Origin of the sequence: Sphingobium sp. EM0848 (assembly GCF_013375555.1) — a bacterium.
In the GTDB taxonomy this organism is placed as follows: Bacteria; Pseudomonadota; Alphaproteobacteria; order Sphingomonadales; family Sphingomonadaceae; genus Sphingobium.
In genome coordinates, this window is the sequence record NZ_JABXWB010000001.1 from 1,624,941 (window position 1) to 1,639,934 (window position 14,994).

Annotated in this window: 14 protein-coding genes; 10 read left to right on the plus strand and 4 right to left on the minus strand. The window is 64.1% G+C overall.

The window, feature by feature from the left end:
- Positions 1-27 precede the first annotated feature (27 nt).
- A complete protein-coding gene (locus tag HUK73_RS07690; protein ID WP_176591380.1) occupies positions 28-1,323 on the plus strand; it encodes an MFS transporter in 1,296 nt (431 codons plus the stop codon).
- Positions 1,324-1,336: 13 nt separating this feature from the next.
- Here HUK73_RS07690 and HUK73_RS07695 read toward each other — a convergent pair whose 3' ends face one another.
- A complete protein-coding gene (locus HUK73_RS07695) occupies positions 1,337-1,534 on the minus strand; it encodes a hypothetical protein (protein ID WP_176591381.1) in 198 nt (65 codons plus the stop codon).
- A gap of 105 nt (positions 1,535-1,639) precedes the next feature.
- Here HUK73_RS07695 and HUK73_RS07700 point away from each other — a divergent pair, with 105 nt between their 5' ends.
- The 9 genes from HUK73_RS07700 (at position 1,640) to HUK73_RS07740 (ending at position 11,077) form a co-directional block, all read left to right on the plus strand.
- A complete protein-coding gene (locus HUK73_RS07700; protein WP_176591382.1) occupies positions 1,640-3,715 on the plus strand; it encodes a transglycosylase domain-containing protein in 2,076 nt (691 codons plus the stop codon).
- A 1-nt stretch (position 3,716) separates the two neighbouring features.
- Entirely contained in the window at positions 3,717-5,102 is a 1,386-nt protein-coding gene (locus HUK73_RS07705) for a hypothetical protein (RefSeq protein WP_176591383.1), read from the plus strand.
- 56 nt (positions 5,103-5,158) lie between these two features.
- Complete coding sequence (locus tag HUK73_RS07710; RefSeq protein ID WP_176591384.1) at positions 5,159-5,581, plus strand: iron-sulfur cluster assembly scaffold protein; 423 nt, start codon at positions 5,159-5,161, stop codon at positions 5,579-5,581.
- Positions 5,581-7,401 (plus strand): cation:proton antiporter, encoded by a 1,821-nt coding sequence (locus HUK73_RS07715; RefSeq protein WP_176591385.1) that lies wholly within the window; start codon positions 5,581-5,583, stop codon positions 7,399-7,401. The genes HUK73_RS07710 and HUK73_RS07715 overlap by 1 nt, the downstream gene beginning before the upstream one ends.
- Positions 7,398-7,724, plus strand: coding sequence for a DUF423 domain-containing protein (locus HUK73_RS07720; protein ID WP_176591386.1), 327 nt, complete (start codon positions 7,398-7,400; stop codon positions 7,722-7,724). The genes HUK73_RS07715 and HUK73_RS07720 overlap by 4 nt, the downstream gene beginning before the upstream one ends.
- Before the next feature lie 61 nt (positions 7,725-7,785).
- A complete protein-coding gene (locus HUK73_RS07725) occupies positions 7,786-8,256 on the plus strand; it encodes a Fur family transcriptional regulator (protein WP_176591387.1) in 471 nt (156 codons plus the stop codon).
- A gap of 49 nt (positions 8,257-8,305) precedes the next feature.
- The gene (gene dxs, locus HUK73_RS07730) at positions 8,306-10,240 is read left to right on the plus strand and encodes a 1-deoxy-D-xylulose-5-phosphate synthase (protein WP_176591388.1); all 1,935 of its coding nucleotides are present in this window, start codon (positions 8,306-8,308) and stop codon (positions 10,238-10,240) included.
- Between the two features lie 65 nt (positions 10,241-10,305).
- Positions 10,306-10,761 (plus strand): SRPBCC family protein, encoded by a 456-nt coding sequence (locus tag HUK73_RS07735; RefSeq protein ID WP_176591389.1) that lies wholly within the window; start codon positions 10,306-10,308, stop codon positions 10,759-10,761.
- A complete protein-coding gene (locus HUK73_RS07740; RefSeq protein ID WP_176591390.1) occupies positions 10,748-11,077 on the plus strand; it encodes a helix-turn-helix transcriptional regulator in 330 nt (109 codons plus the stop codon). Before HUK73_RS07735 ends, HUK73_RS07740 begins: the two co-directional genes overlap by 14 nt.
- 10 nt (positions 11,078-11,087) lie before the next feature.
- On the opposite strand, the gene HUK73_RS07745 is transcribed toward HUK73_RS07740, so the two are convergent.
- The 3 genes from HUK73_RS07745 to ileS all read right to left on the minus strand — a co-directional run bounded on the left by HUK73_RS07745 (position 11,088) and on the right by ileS (position 14,993).
- Positions 11,088-11,501 carry a DUF3035 domain-containing protein gene (locus tag HUK73_RS07745; RefSeq protein ID WP_176591391.1) on the minus strand — a complete coding sequence of 138 codons (414 nt, stop codon included), beginning with the start codon at positions 11,499-11,501 and terminating at the stop codon, positions 11,088-11,090.
- Positions 11,501-12,013: a signal peptidase II gene (gene lspA, locus HUK73_RS07750; protein WP_176592863.1), complete on the minus strand. Its 513-nt coding sequence runs from the start codon at positions 12,011-12,013 to the stop codon at positions 11,501-11,503. The genes HUK73_RS07745 and lspA overlap by 1 nt, the downstream gene beginning before the upstream one ends.
- A 148-nt stretch (positions 12,014-12,161) precedes the next feature.
- Positions 12,162-14,993, minus strand: coding sequence for an isoleucine--tRNA ligase (gene ileS, locus HUK73_RS07755; RefSeq protein ID WP_176591392.1), 2,832 nt, complete (start codon positions 14,991-14,993; stop codon positions 12,162-12,164).
- Position 14,994: the final 1 nt, after the last annotated feature.

Genomic DNA, 14,994 nt, shown 5'->3' on the forward strand with positions numbered 1-14,994 from the left:
TCCACAGCGAAGAAGACCCCATCGCCCATGCAAGCCTCTTTCAGGCTCCTTACAAAGCGACGTTTTCTGCCGCTTTTCATCACGCAGATGCTCGGCGCCTTCAACGACAATCTGTTCAAGAACGCGATGGTGCTGTTCGTCGTCTACACGGTCTATAACGACGAAAAGTCGGAGACGTGGTTCAGTGCGCTGGCGACCGGCGTGTTCGTCCTGCCCTTCTTCCTGTTGTCCGCCCTGTCCGGGCAATTGGCGGACCAGCGGGACAAGGCGACCATCATCCGCATCGTGAAAGCCGCCGAAATCGTCATCATGTCGGTGGGCGCGGCAGGGCTGGCGCTGATCTGGAGCGGGATCGCGGTCCACACGCTCGCCATTCCGCTGCTGCTGATCGCGCTGTTCGCCATGGGGGTGCATTCAACCTTCTTCGGCCCGATCAAATATGCGATCCTGCCGCAGCATCTGCATGATGAGGAAGTGCTGGGCGGCACCGGGCTGGTCGAGGCGGGCACCTATATCGCGATTCTGGCGGGCACGATCCTGGCCGGAATCATCCCGATCCAGGCTGCGGCGGCGGGCATCATCCTGACGGCGGTCATTGGCTGGCTGTCGGGACGGCAGGTCCCCTCCGCCCCCTCTCTGCTCGAACGGCAACCGATCGACTTTCATATCATCCGTTCCTCGGTCACGCTGGTGCGGGGAACGATGCACATCCGGCGGCTTTACCTCGCCATCATGGCGATCAGCTTCTTCTGGGCGGTGGGCACGATATTGTTCATCCAGTTTCCGCCGCTGGTGAAGAATGTGCTGACCGCCGACAAATCGGTCGCCAGCCTGTTCCTGGGCATTTTCTCCATCGGCATCGCCATCGGGTCGATTGCGATCAACCGGCTTCTAGGCGGGCATGTCTCGGCCAAATATGCCCCGGCTTCCGTGATCGGCATGGGAATCAGCGTCGTCGCCTTCCATATCGTGTGCGACCTCTGGATGGCGGAATCGACCGGACAGATGCTCTCGCTGGCTGGCTTCCTGTCGCATCCGCTGGCGATCCCGCTGTCGATCTGCCTGCTGAGCGTGGCGACATTCGGCGGCATGTTCGTCGTGCCGCTCTACGCCTTCCTGACCACCACGGTCGAAAAATGCGAGGCGGCGCGGACGGTGGCGGCGAACAATATCGTCAATTCAGGCGCGATGGTGCTGGGTTCGCTCATCACCATCAGCCTCAGCATCGCGGGAATGTCCGTGGTCAACCAGTTGCTGCTGGTGGCGGCGCTGTGCCTGCCCTGCGCGTGGATCGCCTGGACGCTGCACCAGGCCTGCGATTGAGGCCTTCCGCGCCTTAAAAGATGAAGCTGTAAAAGGCCGTGAAGAAGGCGCCGAAGCTCAGCATGAACAGCTTCCAGTCATTATCGTCGGAGACCGGGGGACGCGCGGCGTCGCCCGCCTCACCCGTCTGGCGCAGCACATGGCGCGGCAGCCGCTGGCGGAACGGATGGCGCGCGGATTCGGTCGTCAGGACAAGAGGACGTGTTCGCATGAGTCGGATGTTAACGGATTCTTTACCATTTGGACCATGGCGATTCTTAGTTAAGGATTGTCCCGCGAAGGGACATGCTTGACTGTATCAGGCAAATAACACAGCATGACCGAAGCGATGAACGATCCCCTGCCGACTCCTGAGCCTGACGCCCTGCCGCCGCGCGAATTCGGCGCCGGACCGCCCAGTTCCTTTGCCCGGCCCGGCCCATGGAAGCGCCGGTTGCAGATCTGCGGATGGGTGGTGGCGGCGCTGCTGGCGCTGCTGATGGTCATCATCGCTTGGCTGGCGGTGACGGCGCCGCTGTCCCGGTCCCTGAAGCCCATCGCGCCACCCAGCATCAGCCTGATGTCGGCGGACGGCCATCTGATCGCGCGGCGCGGTGCGATCATCGACAGGCCTGTCACCGTCGCCGCCCTGCCCAAACATGTGCCGCAGGCCTTCATGGCGATCGAGGACCGGCGTTTCTATAATCATTGGGGCGTCGATCCACGCGGCATCGCGCGCGCGGCATGGCATAATCTCTGGTCCGACGGGTCGTCTCAGGGTGGCAGCACGATTACCCAGCAACTGGCCAAGGGGGTATTCCTCTCCGCCGACCGGACCTTCGGGCGCAAGGCGCGGGAGGCGCTGATCGCCTTCTGGCTGGAGGCGTGGCTGACCAAGGACCAGATCATGGAGAGATATCTCTCCAACGTCTATTTCGGCGACAATGTCTATGGCTTGAGGGCAGCGTCGCTACACTATTTCAACCGCCAGCCCGAACGGCTGACCATCCCGCAGGCCGCCATGCTGGCGGGGCTGCTGAAGGCTCCGTCGCGCCTTGCGCCGACGACCAATCTCAAGGGCGCGCAGGAACGGGCGGCGCTGGTGACGCAGGCCATGGTCGAGGCGGGCTATATCACAAAGGCGCAGCGCAACGCCCTGCCCCCCGCGCGGCTCAACGTGCATGAGGCGCCCGATCCTACCAGCGGAACCTATTTCGCGGACTGGGTGCTGCCGCAGGCGCGCGACCGGGCGGGCGCGGTCTATGGCGCGCAGAATGTGACGACGACGCTCGACTGGCGCATCCAGCGGCTGGCGGAGGCCGCGATCCGGCGCGCCCCGCTGGGCAAGGCGCAGGCAGCGCTGGTGGCGATGAAGCCCGATGGCAGCGTTGTGGCGATGGTAGGCGGCAAGAACTACAGCGACAGCGCCTTCAATCGCGCCGTGCAAGCGAAACGCCAGCCGGGATCGACCTTCAAACTGTTCGTCTATCTCGCCGCCTTCCGCGCGGGGATGACTCCGGACGACATGATCGACGACACGCCGATCACCAGCGGCACCTATCGCCCGGCCAATCACAGCGGCAAATATCGCGGCCGGATCACGCTGCGTCAGGCCTTCGCGGCGTCGAGCAATGTCGCAGCGGTGCGGCTGACGCAGAAGGTCGGCGTCGACAATGTCATCAAGGTGGCGCGCGATCTGGGCGTCACGGCGCCCTTGACCGAAGATCTCAGCCTGGCGCTCGGCACGTCGGAAATCCCGCTGGTGGAGCTGACGGAGGCCTATGCGGCGGTGGCGGCGGGCGCCTATCCGGTGCTGGCCCATGGCCTGCCGCCCGAGGAACAGAGCTGGTTCGGCCGCCTGATGAGCCGCCAGCGCCATTTCAGCGACGATCAGCTGGAGATGATTCGCGACCTCCTGTCCTCCGCCGCCAATCGGGGCACGGGCAGCGCAGCGGCCCTGCGCACCAGCACGTTCGGCAAGACGGGAACGACGCAGGACAGTCGCGATGCGATTTTCGTCGGTTATGCGGGGGGCCTCGTGACGGCGGTGTGGATCGGCAATGACGACAACACCCCCCTGCCCGGCGGCGCGGCGGGCGGCGGCGTGCCTGCGCGGATCTGGCGCAATTTCATGGCGGGCGCGATCAACGAGCCGGTCGAGGATGCTCCGGAAGAGACGAAGGACAGCGATCTGGTCAACGCCATCGCCAATGTCGCGACCGAGGCAGGGCTGGGCAATATGAGCGTTGGGCTGGATACGCAGGGCGTGACGGTCAATATCGGCGGTGGACAGATTCGCCTGCCGATCGACCAACCGCCCGTTCCCCCACCGGGCGCGCCGGGGCCTCAGCCGGGAACGCCGCCGCCACGCGTCGCGCCGACCGATCCTGCCCCTGCCGAGCAGCGCCCCTGACATGAAAGCGGCGCGCCCGTCGCATATTCTGGCTTTCCTGCCGCTGCTTGCGGCGGTAGCGCTGTCGCTCAGCTATTGGCCGGGCCTCGTCACCTATGATTCGGTGCGGCAATATGATCAGGCGTTGAGCGGCGCGTTCGACGACTGGCATCCGCCGATGATGGAGGGCATCTGGCGGCTGATCCTGCCCCTATGGCCAGGACCGGCGCCGATGTTGCTGTTGCAGCTTGGCCTTTATGCGGCGGGCATGACGGGGATGATCGTCTGGGCATTGCGCCGTGGACGGCCGGGGGTAGCGGTCGGGCTTGGCCTGTGCACGCTGCTGCCCCTGTCCGTCGCCTTGATGGGCGAGGTGCTGAAGGACTGCCTGATGGCGGGCGCGCTGACGGCGGCTGTGGCGATGATGCTGCTGTCGCAGGAAAGCCGATCCGTCCTGCCGAGGGTCGGTGCGGCAGCGCTGGTCTTCTTTGCCGCGACGTTGCGGTTCAATGCCTTTCTGGCGGGCGTGCCGATCCTGCTGCTGGCGCTGGGACCGGTCGTGCTGGTTTCCCGGCTGCGGATGGCTGTGGGCGCGGCCGTCATGGCCGTGACGCTGCTGATGGCCATGCCGCTGGCCAATCGGGCGCTGGGCGCGGAGGCAAGCGACGTCAATCTGTCACTGGTGATCTTCGACCTCGCCGGAATCACTGAACATGGCGGACAGGATGCCTTCCCCCCGATGCATGTCGGCAATCCGGTCGCAGTGGTCCATCACTGCTATACGCCCGTTAAGTGGGACAGCTTCTCCTGGTGGGTCGATCCGCTCTGCCCGCTGAATTTCGAACAGGTCCGGCGGGACTTTCACGCCTCCCACATCAGTGCCCTGCCTTTCTGGCTCGGGCAGATCGTTCGCCATCCCATTGCTTATGCGCAACACCGGCTCGCCCATTGGAATATCAATGCCCGCTTCTGGGTCCATGATGAAGTGGAACGGCCCGTGCAGCGGGAATCTGCGCCCAATGACTGGAATTTCCATGTGACGTCCGGCCCGGCGCTGAACTTCGTCGATGATGCCGCGGTCAAAAGCGCGGATACACCGCTCGGCTGGCCCTGCGCATGGATGGCGCTGGCCCTCGGGCTGATGCTGGCGGCGCGGCGCATGGCATCGGCGAAGATCATCTGGATGCTGGCCGGATCGGCGCTGTTTTATGGCTTGGGCTATGCCGTGTTCAGCGTGGCGGCGGAGCTTCGCTATTATCTCTGGACCATGATGGCGGGAGCGATGGCGACCGTGATCGCGATCGGCGATTTCCCCGCCTTGCCCCGTTCGCAGCGATGGCGCGCAGGGCTGGAGATCGCCCTGCCCTCCCTGGCCGTCATATCGGCGGCCACCCTTGCGCGGCTGTAACAAAACATGGGTTTGCGCCCTTTCTCATCGGCTCATCCTGCCCTACATGGGTCGGAATGAATGCCCCCCTCTACAACAAGGACATTTTGCGGCTCGCCGCGAATATCCCCCATCACAAGCGGCTGCCCGACGCGCAGGCAAGCGTCGAAAAACGCTCCCCCACCTGCGGATCGCGGGTGACGGTGGACGCGCGGATGGAGGGTGGGTGCCTGAGCGATATCGGGCTGGACGTGAAGGCCTGCGCGCTGGGTCAGGCATCGGCGGCGCTGATGGCGGCCCATGCCATCGGCCTCACCGCTGATGAACTGGCCGAGGCGCGCGATCGCCTGACCGCCTATCTGGCGGGGACAAGCGAGGATCTGGATTTCTGGCCGGGGCTGGCGGTGCTGGCGCCGGCACGGGGATATCCGGCGCGCCATGCCTCCATCCGGTTGGGCTTTGAAGCCATTGCCGAAGCCGCGCGAATGGCGGACGCCTGATGCAGGATCGGATTTCCCAAATCGCCGCCGCTCCTGTCTCCGCCACGGATGTCCTGCTGTCCGAAGGGGTCATCCTGCTCGGCGCGGCGGTATTGTTCGTGATGCTGTTCCGCCGATTCGGCCTGGGCGCCGTGCTTGGCTACCTCGTCGCGGGCGCGCTGGTCGGGCCGCAGGGATTGGGACTGGTCGGCGGAGCGGAATCGAAGCTCGCCATTGCCGAGATCGGCATCGTGCTGCTGCTGTTCCTGGTCGGCCTTGAGCTCCATCCCGCGCGACTCTGGCGGTTGAAACGCGATATTTTCGCGCTGGGCTTGATGCAGGTCGCGCTGTGCGGCTGCGCGCTGACGGCGATCATCTTCCTGTCGACCGGTTTCACCTGGGGCGCGGCGATTGCGCTGGGGCTGCCACTGGCTCTCTCCTCGACCGCGCAGGTGCTGCCCGGCCTCAAGAGCAGCGGCCGCATCAACTCGCCCTTTGGCGAGAAGGTGTTTTCAATCCTGCTGTTCCAGGACTTGTCGATCGTTCCGCTCATCACCATCGTCGCTGCCCTTTCGCGCAATCCCGACGATGCCGGCGGCCCGCCGGGATGGATCATGGCCGGCTATACGGTGGCCGCCATCGCCGGGCTGGTGCTGGCCGGACGTTTCATTCTGCGTCCCCTGCTCCGCTTTGTGGGGCGGCTGGGCGAGCGGGAGCTGTTCGTCGCGGTCGGACTGTTCACCGTGCTGGCAGCCGCATCGCTGATGCATGCGCTGCATCTTTCGACCGCGCTCGGCGCCTTCGTCGCGGGCGTGATGCTGGCCGATTCGCCCTACCGGCATGAGATCGAGGCGGATGTCGAACCCTTCCGTTCGATCCTGCTTGGGCTGTTCTTCCTGGCCGTCGGCATGGTGCTGGACCTGCGCGCCGTTGCCGCCAATCCCTTTTTCGTGATCGGCATGGCGGCGATTCTGGTCGTCACCAAGGCGGTGCTGATTACCGGCCTCGCCCGGCTGTTCGGCATGGAAAGAAATCAGGCCATCGGCGCGGGCCTGCTGCTGAGCCAGGGCGGCGAGTTCGGCTTTGTCCTGTTCGCGCAGGCGCAGAACGCCCTGCTCATCGCCCCTCAAGCCGCCAGCCTGTTCAGCGCCATCGTCACCTTCTCCATGGCGACGACGCCGTTCCTGATGCTGTTCGCGCGCAGGCTGGAATTCGCCAGGCCCAGGGACGGGCTGCACCTGCCCAAGCCCGATGACGCGCCGCGCGGCACGGCGATCATCGTCGGCTATGGTCGCTTCGGCCAGACGGTGGCGCAGATGCTGATGGGCCATGGCTTCGGTGTCGTGCTGATCGACAAGAAGCCCTCCCAGATCGAGATGTCCAGTCAGTTCGACATGAAGGTCTATTATGGCGATGGCACGCGCATCGACCTGCTGCGCCGGTCGGGGGCGGAGGATGCGCGGCTGATCGTCTTCTGCATCGACGATCCTTCGCTTGACGGGCGGGTGCTGGAACCGATTGCGGATGCCTTCCCGCAGGCGGCGCTGCTGGTGCGGGCCTTCGACCGGCGACAGTTGCTTGCCTTCAAGGACCTGGACCTGACAGGCGTCGTGCGCGAAGTCTTCGAATCCGCCATTTGCATGGGCGTGCAGGCGATGCGGGCGCTGGGTGTGCCGCAGGAGGAAATCGAGGAGGTCGAGCGCCAATATCGCGAGAATGATGCGGAGCGCATGAGCCTTCAGTTCGAACATGGCGATTTGCTGGCCGCCAAGGATTTGATGTACCGCCCCGGCAGGCGGATGCGCCTGCTGACGCGGGGCGAGGGGGAGGAAAAGGCATGATTGCGGTTCTGGCGGCCTTGTCCGCGGCTCTGGCGATTGGCGCGGGCGCCTTTGGCGCGCATGGGGCGGCCAGCCCGCAGGCGGCGGAATGGCTGCGGACAGGCGGCCTCTATCAACTGATCCACGCGGTTGGCGCTCTGGCGATCATGGGCGTGGCGCGGGGACCTGCCGCGCTGATGCTGGGCGGTGGGGCGATCTTTGCCTTCACCCTCTACGCCATGGCCCTTGGCGCGCCGAAATGGCTGGGCGCGGTAACGCCCATCGGTGGAACGCTGATGATCGCGGGCTGGCTTTGGACGGCCTGGATCTATTGGCGGACCTGATTCCGCGACCGCATCCTTGGCCACCCTTGCCCCCGGCATAACCCAGGCTTAGATTGAACTTATGGCCGATCACCACCATCACGACCATCATGAACCTTCAGGCGCCAGTCTGGCCGATGCCGCCCGCGCCACGCTGGAGGCGAGCCAGGAACAATGGACGCCGATGCGCGCCGCGATTTTCGATGCGCTGGCGGCGGAGGAAACCCCCGCATCGGCCTATGACATAGCGGACACCGTGTCCAAGGCGCGCGGCAAGCGGGTGGCGCCCAACAGCGTCTATCGCATCCTGGACCTGTTCGTGAGCAACAATATCGCGATGCGGGTGGAAAGCGCCAATGCCTATATCGCCAATGTGCATCCAGGCTGTCACCATGACTGCATCTTCTTGGTATGCACCCGCTGCAAGCAGGCCACCCATGTCGATGACGACAAGGTCACGGACAAGGTTCGCGCCGTCGCCCGAGGGGAAGGTTTTCAGCCGGAACGCCCCGTAATCGAGATATTGGGTACCTGCGCCAAGTGCGCAGCGTGATGGAGACGTTGCGCTTCGCCGTGGATCGGCCTAGCGCAGATCGGAGTCTATGCCTTTCATGAACGATCGCCCCTCAACACCGCTGCTCGACCAGATTGTCTGGCCTTCCGACCTGCGTGCCCTGGAACCCGAACAGCTTCGGCAACTCGCCGATGAGCTGCGGCAGGAAGTGATTTCCGCCGTAGGCGTTACCGGAGGGCATCTGGGATCGGGGCTTGGCGTTGTGGAATTGACCACCGCCATCCATTATGTGTTCGACACGCCCAACGACAAGTTGGTGTGGGATGTCGGGCATCAATGCTATCCCCACAAGGTCCTGACCGGGCGGCGCGACCGCATCCGCACGCTGCGCCAGGGCGGTGGCCTGAGCGGTTTCACCAAGCGGAGCGAGAGCGAGTTCGACCCCTTCGGCGCGGCGCACAGTTCCACGTCGATCAGCGCGGCTTTGGGCTTTGCGGTGGCAAACAAGCTGAGCGGCAAGCCCGGCAAGGCCATTGCCGTGATCGGCGACGGATCGATGTCGGCGGGCATGGCCTATGAGGCGATGAACAATGCGCGGGAAGCCGGCAACCGGCTGATCGTGATCCTGAACGACAATGACATGTCGATCGCCCCTCCTGTCGGCGGGCTGTCCGCCTATCTGGCGCGGCTGGTGTCGAGCCGGGAGTTCCTTGGCCTGCGCGACATCGCCAAGAAGCTGGCGCGCAAGCTGCCCCGCCCGCTCCACAACGCGGCGCGCAAGACCGATTCCTTCGCCCGCGGCATGGCGATGGGCGGAACCCTGTTCGAGGAACTCGGCTTCTATTATGTCGGCCCGATCGACGGCCATAATATCGACCAGCTGATCCCGGTGCTGGAAAATGTCCGCGACGCGGCGGAAGGCCCCTGCCTCATCCATGTCGTGACGCAGAAGGGCAAGGGCTATGCCCCGGCCGAGGCGGCGGCGGACAAATATCATGGTGTGCAGAAATTCGACGTCGTCACCGGCGCGCAGGCCAAGGCTCCGCCCGGCCCGCCCAGCTATACCGGCGTCTTTGCCAAGGCGCTGACCGCCGAGGCGACGCGCGACGGGACGATCTGCGCGATCACCGCCGCCATGCCTTCGGGCACGGGCCTCGACAAATTCGCGGAGGCTTTTCCGGACCGCGCCTTCGACGTGGGCATTGCCGAACAGCATGCCGTGACTTTCGCGGCGGGGCTGGCTGCGCAGGGCATGCGGCCCTTCTGCGCGATCTACTCGACCTTCCTGCAACGCGCCTATGATCAGGTCGTGCACGATGTGGCGATCCAGAATCTGCCGGTGCGCTTCGCCATCGACCGCGCCGGGCTGGTGGGTGCGGATGGATCGACCCATGCAGGCAGCTTCGACGTCACCTATCTCGCCACCCTGCCCAATTTCGTGGTGATGGCGGCGGCTGATGAAGCGGAACTGGTCCATATGGTCCACACCTGCGCCGTGCATGACGATGGGCCGATCGCCGTGCGCTATCCGCGCGGCAATGGCGTGGGCATCGCCCTGCCCGAAACGCCCGAGCGGCTGGAGATCGGCAAGGGCCGCATCGTGCGCGAAGGGCGGCAGGTGGCGATCCTGTCGCTCGGCACAAGGCTGGAGGAAGCGCTGAAGGCGGCCGAGGCGCTGGAGGCCAAAGGGCTGTCGACCACGGTGGCCGATCTGCGCTTTGCCAAGCCCCTGGACGAAGCGATGATCCGACGGCTGCTGACCACTCATGAGGTCGCCGTGACCGTCGAGGAAGGCGCCATTGGCGGCCTGGGCGCCCATGTGTTGACCCTGGCGAGCGATCTGGGGCTGATCGACAACGGCCTCAAGCTGCGGACAATGCGCCTGCCGGATATCTTCCAGGATCAGGACAAGCCCGAAAAGCAATATGCCGATGCCCGGTTGGATGCGGAGGCCATCGTGGATACCGTGCTGACGGCGCTGCGTCACAACAGTGCAGGCATGGGTGCCGAAGCGAGCGCCTGATTTGGCAACCAGAAGGTTGCATTAATTAGTGGAAGGGCCATATTGGCAACCAGGAGGTTGCTGATATGGCCGATTCTATCATCAAGACCATCGACATCGCCGCGCCCGTCGCGAAAGTCTGGGACGCGCTGACCGATCATGAGAAGTTCGGGACCTGGTTCCGGGTGGCGCTGGACCAGCCCTTCGCCGTGGGCCAGCCCTCGACCGGACATATGACCTATCCCGGCTATGAACATTATCGCTGGGAAGCGCGGATCGTGGCGATCGAGCCGATGACCCGCTTTGCCTATGAATGGCCGGCGACCGGAGGCGACAAGGCGCTGATGGAAAGCGGTGTGCCCGTGCCGGAATGGACGCTGGTGGAGTTCGTGCTGGAGCCTGTGGGAGATGGCACACGGTTGACCGTGACCGAAAGCGGGTTCGACAAGGTGCCGGAACCCCGGCGGAGCAATGTCATGCGGTCCAATGACGGCGGCTGGGCCGAACAGGTGAAGAATATTCGCGACTATGTTGAAGGGTGAAGACTCCCCTGCCCGGCTGTTCGCAGCCTTGGGGGATGCAACACGACTGGGATTGATCGGCCGGCTTTCCGACGGTTCGGAACGGTCGATCGTCCAATTGGGCGATGGCTTGCCGATCAGTCGTCAGGCCGTGGCCAAGCATCTGGACGTGCTGCTGGGCGCGGGTCTGGTGCGCCGTACCAAGAGCGGACGGGAGGTGCTGTTCACCCTGCGCCGGGAGGCTGTTTCGGAGGCTCAGGACTGGCTCCACACAGTGGGAAACCAGTGGGACGATGCCCTGGGCCGGTTCAAGGATTTTGTCCAGAACCAGCCCTAAGCTTCGGATTTTACTGCTGCGGCGTGGAAGCGCGAGCGTCCTGCCCATCGCCTTCCGGTGCGGCGATGATGTCGCGGGTGGTCGCCCCCTTCTCCACGACGTCCGTGCCCGGATCGCCCGCCGAAGAACGGATGCCCGCAGCAGCATTGGCGCGACCAGCGGTGGTCAGGGTGCCGGTTTCAGCGGCACTGCGAGCGGCCGGGCCACCGAACATGGCTTCCATCGCGGCCTTGCTCGAATCGACCGAGGCGGCTGCAGGCGTGCCGGGCGCAGGCGGGACCAGTGCGTAATCGGGCGGAATCACCAGCGGGGCCTGACGCGACACGGCGAACTCATCGGGACGGGCGCGGTTGAACAGGCCGCCACCGCCGCCACAGGCGGACAGCATGGAAATCAGGCCAGCGGCGAGGATCAGTTTACGCATTACTTCAGAGTCTCCGTCTTTGTGCCCTTCTCGCGCAGCAGAAGCGCCCGCGCAAGCAGGATCAGCACGCCGAAAGTGATGGCCGCGTCTGCCAGGTTGAAAATCAAGAATGGCCGCCACTCACCGAAATGCAGGTCGGCATAGTCGACCACATAACCCAGCCGCACGCGGTCCACGATGTTGCCGATGGCGCCGCCCAGCACGAGGCCGAGGGCAGCGACATCCTGCCGCGCCTTTTCGCGCCACATCCAAACACCCACAAAGCCCGCGATCAGCATGGTCATGCCGACCAGTATCCAGCGCATGACGTTGGTGTCAGCATGGAAGAAGCCCATGGAAACGCCGCGATTTTCCAGCCAGTGCAGGCGAAAGATCGGCAAGATTTCAATGCCGTCGTCCATCCGGCTTTTCAGCGCCAGCGGGTAAGTGACGGTATATTTGACAAGCTGGTCGAGCGCGAGCGTGACGATCGCGACGGTCAGACCCAGCGGACGGTGATTGACGGCCGCCATCAGCGCGCAACCGGCAAGGATTTGGGTGACATAAGTGACACGATGAAGTCCTGCAAAACCGCCATTTTTTCTCAATTTTCCTACAGGCGCGAAAACGACGTCGCGGGCTATAGCGCAGAGAAGGGCCTGTAGGACAGGCCCTTTCGCGTCAGGCCTCCAGCACCTCGTCGCAGCGATTGCAGAGCGTGCCGTCTTCCTCCACCTCCGGCAGCAGGCGCCAGCAGCGGCCGCATTTGTGCCAGTCGCTGGGCTTGACCTCTATGCCATCACCCTTGCCCATTTCTACGCGGGCGACGATGGCGATCTCCGCAAAATCAACGCCGCCTGTCGCCAGCATTTCGCCCAGGGTGACGTCGGCTTCCAGGCTGGAGCGGACGATCTTTTCGCGGCGGAGCGGTTCGATGGCTTCGTTGACCTGATCGCGCTGGTCACGCAGTTCCGTCCACTTGTCGCCAAGGCCGTCATTGGCCCAATGCGCATCGACCTTCGGCCATTCGAGGAAATGGACGCTTTCTTCAGCGTTTGGATAGCGACTTTGCCACACTTCCTCAGCGGTGAAGGGGATGATCGGCGCGGCATAGCGAACCAGAGCGTGGAACAACGTGTCGAGTACGGTGCGATAAGCGCGGCGCTTGGGGTCCGACTTCGCATCGCAATAGAGGCAGTCCTTGCGGATGTCGAAGAAGAAGGCCGACAGGTCGCTGTTCGCAAAGTCCATCAGCGCGCGGGTGTAGCGGCTGAATTCGAGCCAATTCTCGCTGCCCGCCGCCTTGTCGACCACGCCCTTGAGGTCGGCGTCGAGCTTGGCGAACAGATGGAGCATGTAACGCTCCAGCTCCGGCATTTCCGAAACGGGCAGCTTTTCCTCTTCAGAAAAATCGGAAAGAGCGCCAAGCAAGTAACGGAAAGTATTGCGAAGCTTGCGATAGGCATCGGACGAACCGGCCAGCACTTCCTTGCCGATGCGGACGTCATCGAAATAGTCGGTGCTGGCGACCCAGACGCGCAATATATCGGAGCCGCTTTCGGCGATGACCTTGAGCGGATCGACGACATTGCCGAGGCTCTTCGACATCTTCCGCCCCTGCCCGTCCAGCGCGAAGCCGTGGGTGAGGACGGCGTCATAGGGCGCGCGGCCGCGGGTGCCGCTGCTTTCGAGCAGGGAGGACTGGAACCAGCCGCGATGCTGGTCGGAGCCTTCCAGATAAAGGTCGGCGCGAGCGCCTTCGCCATAGCGGCCTTCCACCACGAAGCTGTGGGTCGAGCCGCTGTCGAACCAGACGTCGAGAATGTCGTTCACCACCTCATAGTCGTTGAGGTCGTAATCGGCCCCGAGCAGCGCCTGATGATCGGCGCCGAACCAGGCGTCGGCGCCAGCGCCCTTGAACGCCTCAATGATGCGATCATTGACTGCCTTATCAACAAGATATTCGCCAGTCTTGCGATGGACATAGAGCGCAATGGGGACACCCCAGGCGCGCTGGCGGGAGATCACCCAGTCCGGGCGGCCCTCCACCATTGAGCGGATGCGGTTGATGGAGCGTTCCGGCACCCAGCGGGTGCGCTCGATCGCGTCGACCGCCAGTTCGCGCAGGGTCGGTTCGTTGGTGACGATGGGCGTCGGAAGGATGCCCTCGCCCGCTTCAACCACGGCGCCCGGCTGGCGCTGGTCCATGGGGATGAACCATTGCGGGGTGCAGCGGAAGATGATCTTCGCCTTGGAGCGCCAGCTGTGGGGGTAGCTGTGCCTGAAGTCGTCGGAAGCCACCAGAAGTCCGCCTGCTTCGCGCAGGTCGGTGCAGATCGGGCCGTCCTTGCCGACGAATTTCGGGTTGATGACCGATCCCTGACCGCCAAGCCAGAGCCAGTCTTCGCGATATTTGCCGTCATTCTCGACGGCGAAGACCGGGTTGATGCCGTTCGCCTTGCAGAGCGCGAAGTCGTCTTCGCCATGGTCGGGCGCCATGTGGACGAGGCCAGTGCCCGCATCGATGGTGACGAAATCGCCTGCGAGCAGCGGGCGCGGCTTGGCGAAAAAGCCGCCGAGGGCGTGCATCGGATGGCGGGCCACGGCTCCAGCCAAGGCTGCGCCCTTGAAATGCTTGTGCGGCTGGGCGTGAACGAGGCCCGAGCGCTCCTTGAACGCACCGATCAGGGCTTCGGCAATGATGAACTTCCGCCCCTCGCCTTCCAGCAGCACGTAATCGACTTCCGGCCCATAGGCCAAAGCCTGATTGACCGGAATCGTCCAGGGCGTCGTCGTCCAGATCACCGCATGCGCACCGACCAGTTCCGGCGCGTTCGGCGCTTCGACAATCTCGAACGCCACGTCGATCTGGGTCGAGACAATGTCCTCATATTCCACTTCCGCCTCGGCCAGCGCGGTCTTTTCGACCGGGGACCACATGACGGGCTTGGCGCCGCGATAGAGCTGACCGCTTTCCGCGAATTTCAGCAGCTCGCCGACGATGGTAGCTTCGGCGTCGAACTTCATGGTGAGATAGGGATCGTCCCAATCGCCCATCACGCCAAGGCGCTTGAACTGCTCCTTCTGCACGCCGACCCATTTGTCCGCATAGGCGCGGCATTCGGCGCGGAATTCCTGCGCAGGAACCTCGTCCTTATTCTGCTTCTTCTTACGATATTCCTCCTCGATCTTCCATTCGATCGGAAGACCGTGGCAGTCCCAGCCGGGCACATAGGGCGCGTCCTTGCCGAGCAGCGACTGGCTGCGGACGATGATGTCCTTCAGCACCTTGTTCATCGCATGGCCCATATGGATGTCGCCATTGGCATAGGGCGGGCCGTCGTGGAGGATGAAGCGTTCGCGGCCCTTCCGCCGCTCGCGCAGCTTGCCGTAGAGGTCCATTTCCTCCCAGCGCGCGAGAATGGCCGGTTCCTTCTGCGCCAGCCCCGCTTTCATCGGGAAGTCGGTGACGGGAAGGAAAACAGTGCTCTTATAATCTGGCTGGTCGGTCATC

What these genes read in the sequence shown, in the direction of transcription:
- HUK73_RS07690 (WP_176591380.1), top strand. Translation starts at nt 28, where the DNA reads ATGCAAGCCTCTTTCAGGCTCCTTACAAAGCGACGTTTTCTGCCGCTT.
- HUK73_RS07695 (WP_176591381.1), bottom strand. Translation starts at nt 1,534, where the DNA reads ATGCGAACACGTCCTCTTGTCCTGACGACCGAATCCGCGCGCCATCCG.
- HUK73_RS07700 (WP_176591382.1), top strand. Translation starts at nt 1,640, where the DNA reads ATGACCGAAGCGATGAACGATCCCCTGCCGACTCCTGAGCCTGACGCC.
- HUK73_RS07705 (WP_176591383.1), top strand. Translation starts at nt 3,717, where the DNA reads ATGAAAGCGGCGCGCCCGTCGCATATTCTGGCTTTCCTGCCGCTGCTT.
- HUK73_RS07710 (WP_176591384.1), top strand. Translation starts at nt 5,159, where the DNA reads ATGAATGCCCCCCTCTACAACAAGGACATTTTGCGGCTCGCCGCGAAT.
- HUK73_RS07715 (WP_176591385.1), top strand. Translation starts at nt 5,581, where the DNA reads ATGCAGGATCGGATTTCCCAAATCGCCGCCGCTCCTGTCTCCGCCACG.
- HUK73_RS07720 (WP_176591386.1), top strand. Translation starts at nt 7,398, where the DNA reads ATGATTGCGGTTCTGGCGGCCTTGTCCGCGGCTCTGGCGATTGGCGCG.
- HUK73_RS07725 (WP_176591387.1), top strand. Translation starts at nt 7,786, where the DNA reads ATGGCCGATCACCACCATCACGACCATCATGAACCTTCAGGCGCCAGT.
- dxs (WP_176591388.1), top strand. Translation starts at nt 8,306, where the DNA reads ATGCCTTTCATGAACGATCGCCCCTCAACACCGCTGCTCGACCAGATT.
- HUK73_RS07735 (WP_176591389.1), top strand. Translation starts at nt 10,306, where the DNA reads ATGGCCGATTCTATCATCAAGACCATCGACATCGCCGCGCCCGTCGCG.
- HUK73_RS07740 (WP_176591390.1), top strand. Translation starts at nt 10,748, where the DNA reads ATGTTGAAGGGTGAAGACTCCCCTGCCCGGCTGTTCGCAGCCTTGGGG.
- HUK73_RS07745 (WP_176591391.1), bottom strand. Translation starts at nt 11,501, where the DNA reads ATGCGTAAACTGATCCTCGCCGCTGGCCTGATTTCCATGCTGTCCGCC.
- lspA (WP_176592863.1), bottom strand. Translation starts at nt 12,013, where the DNA reads ATGGCGGCCGTCAATCACCGTCCGCTGGGTCTGACCGTCGCGATCGTC.
- ileS (WP_176591392.1), bottom strand. Translation starts at nt 14,993, where the DNA reads ATGACCGACCAGCCAGATTATAAGAGCACTGTTTTCCTTCCCGTCACC.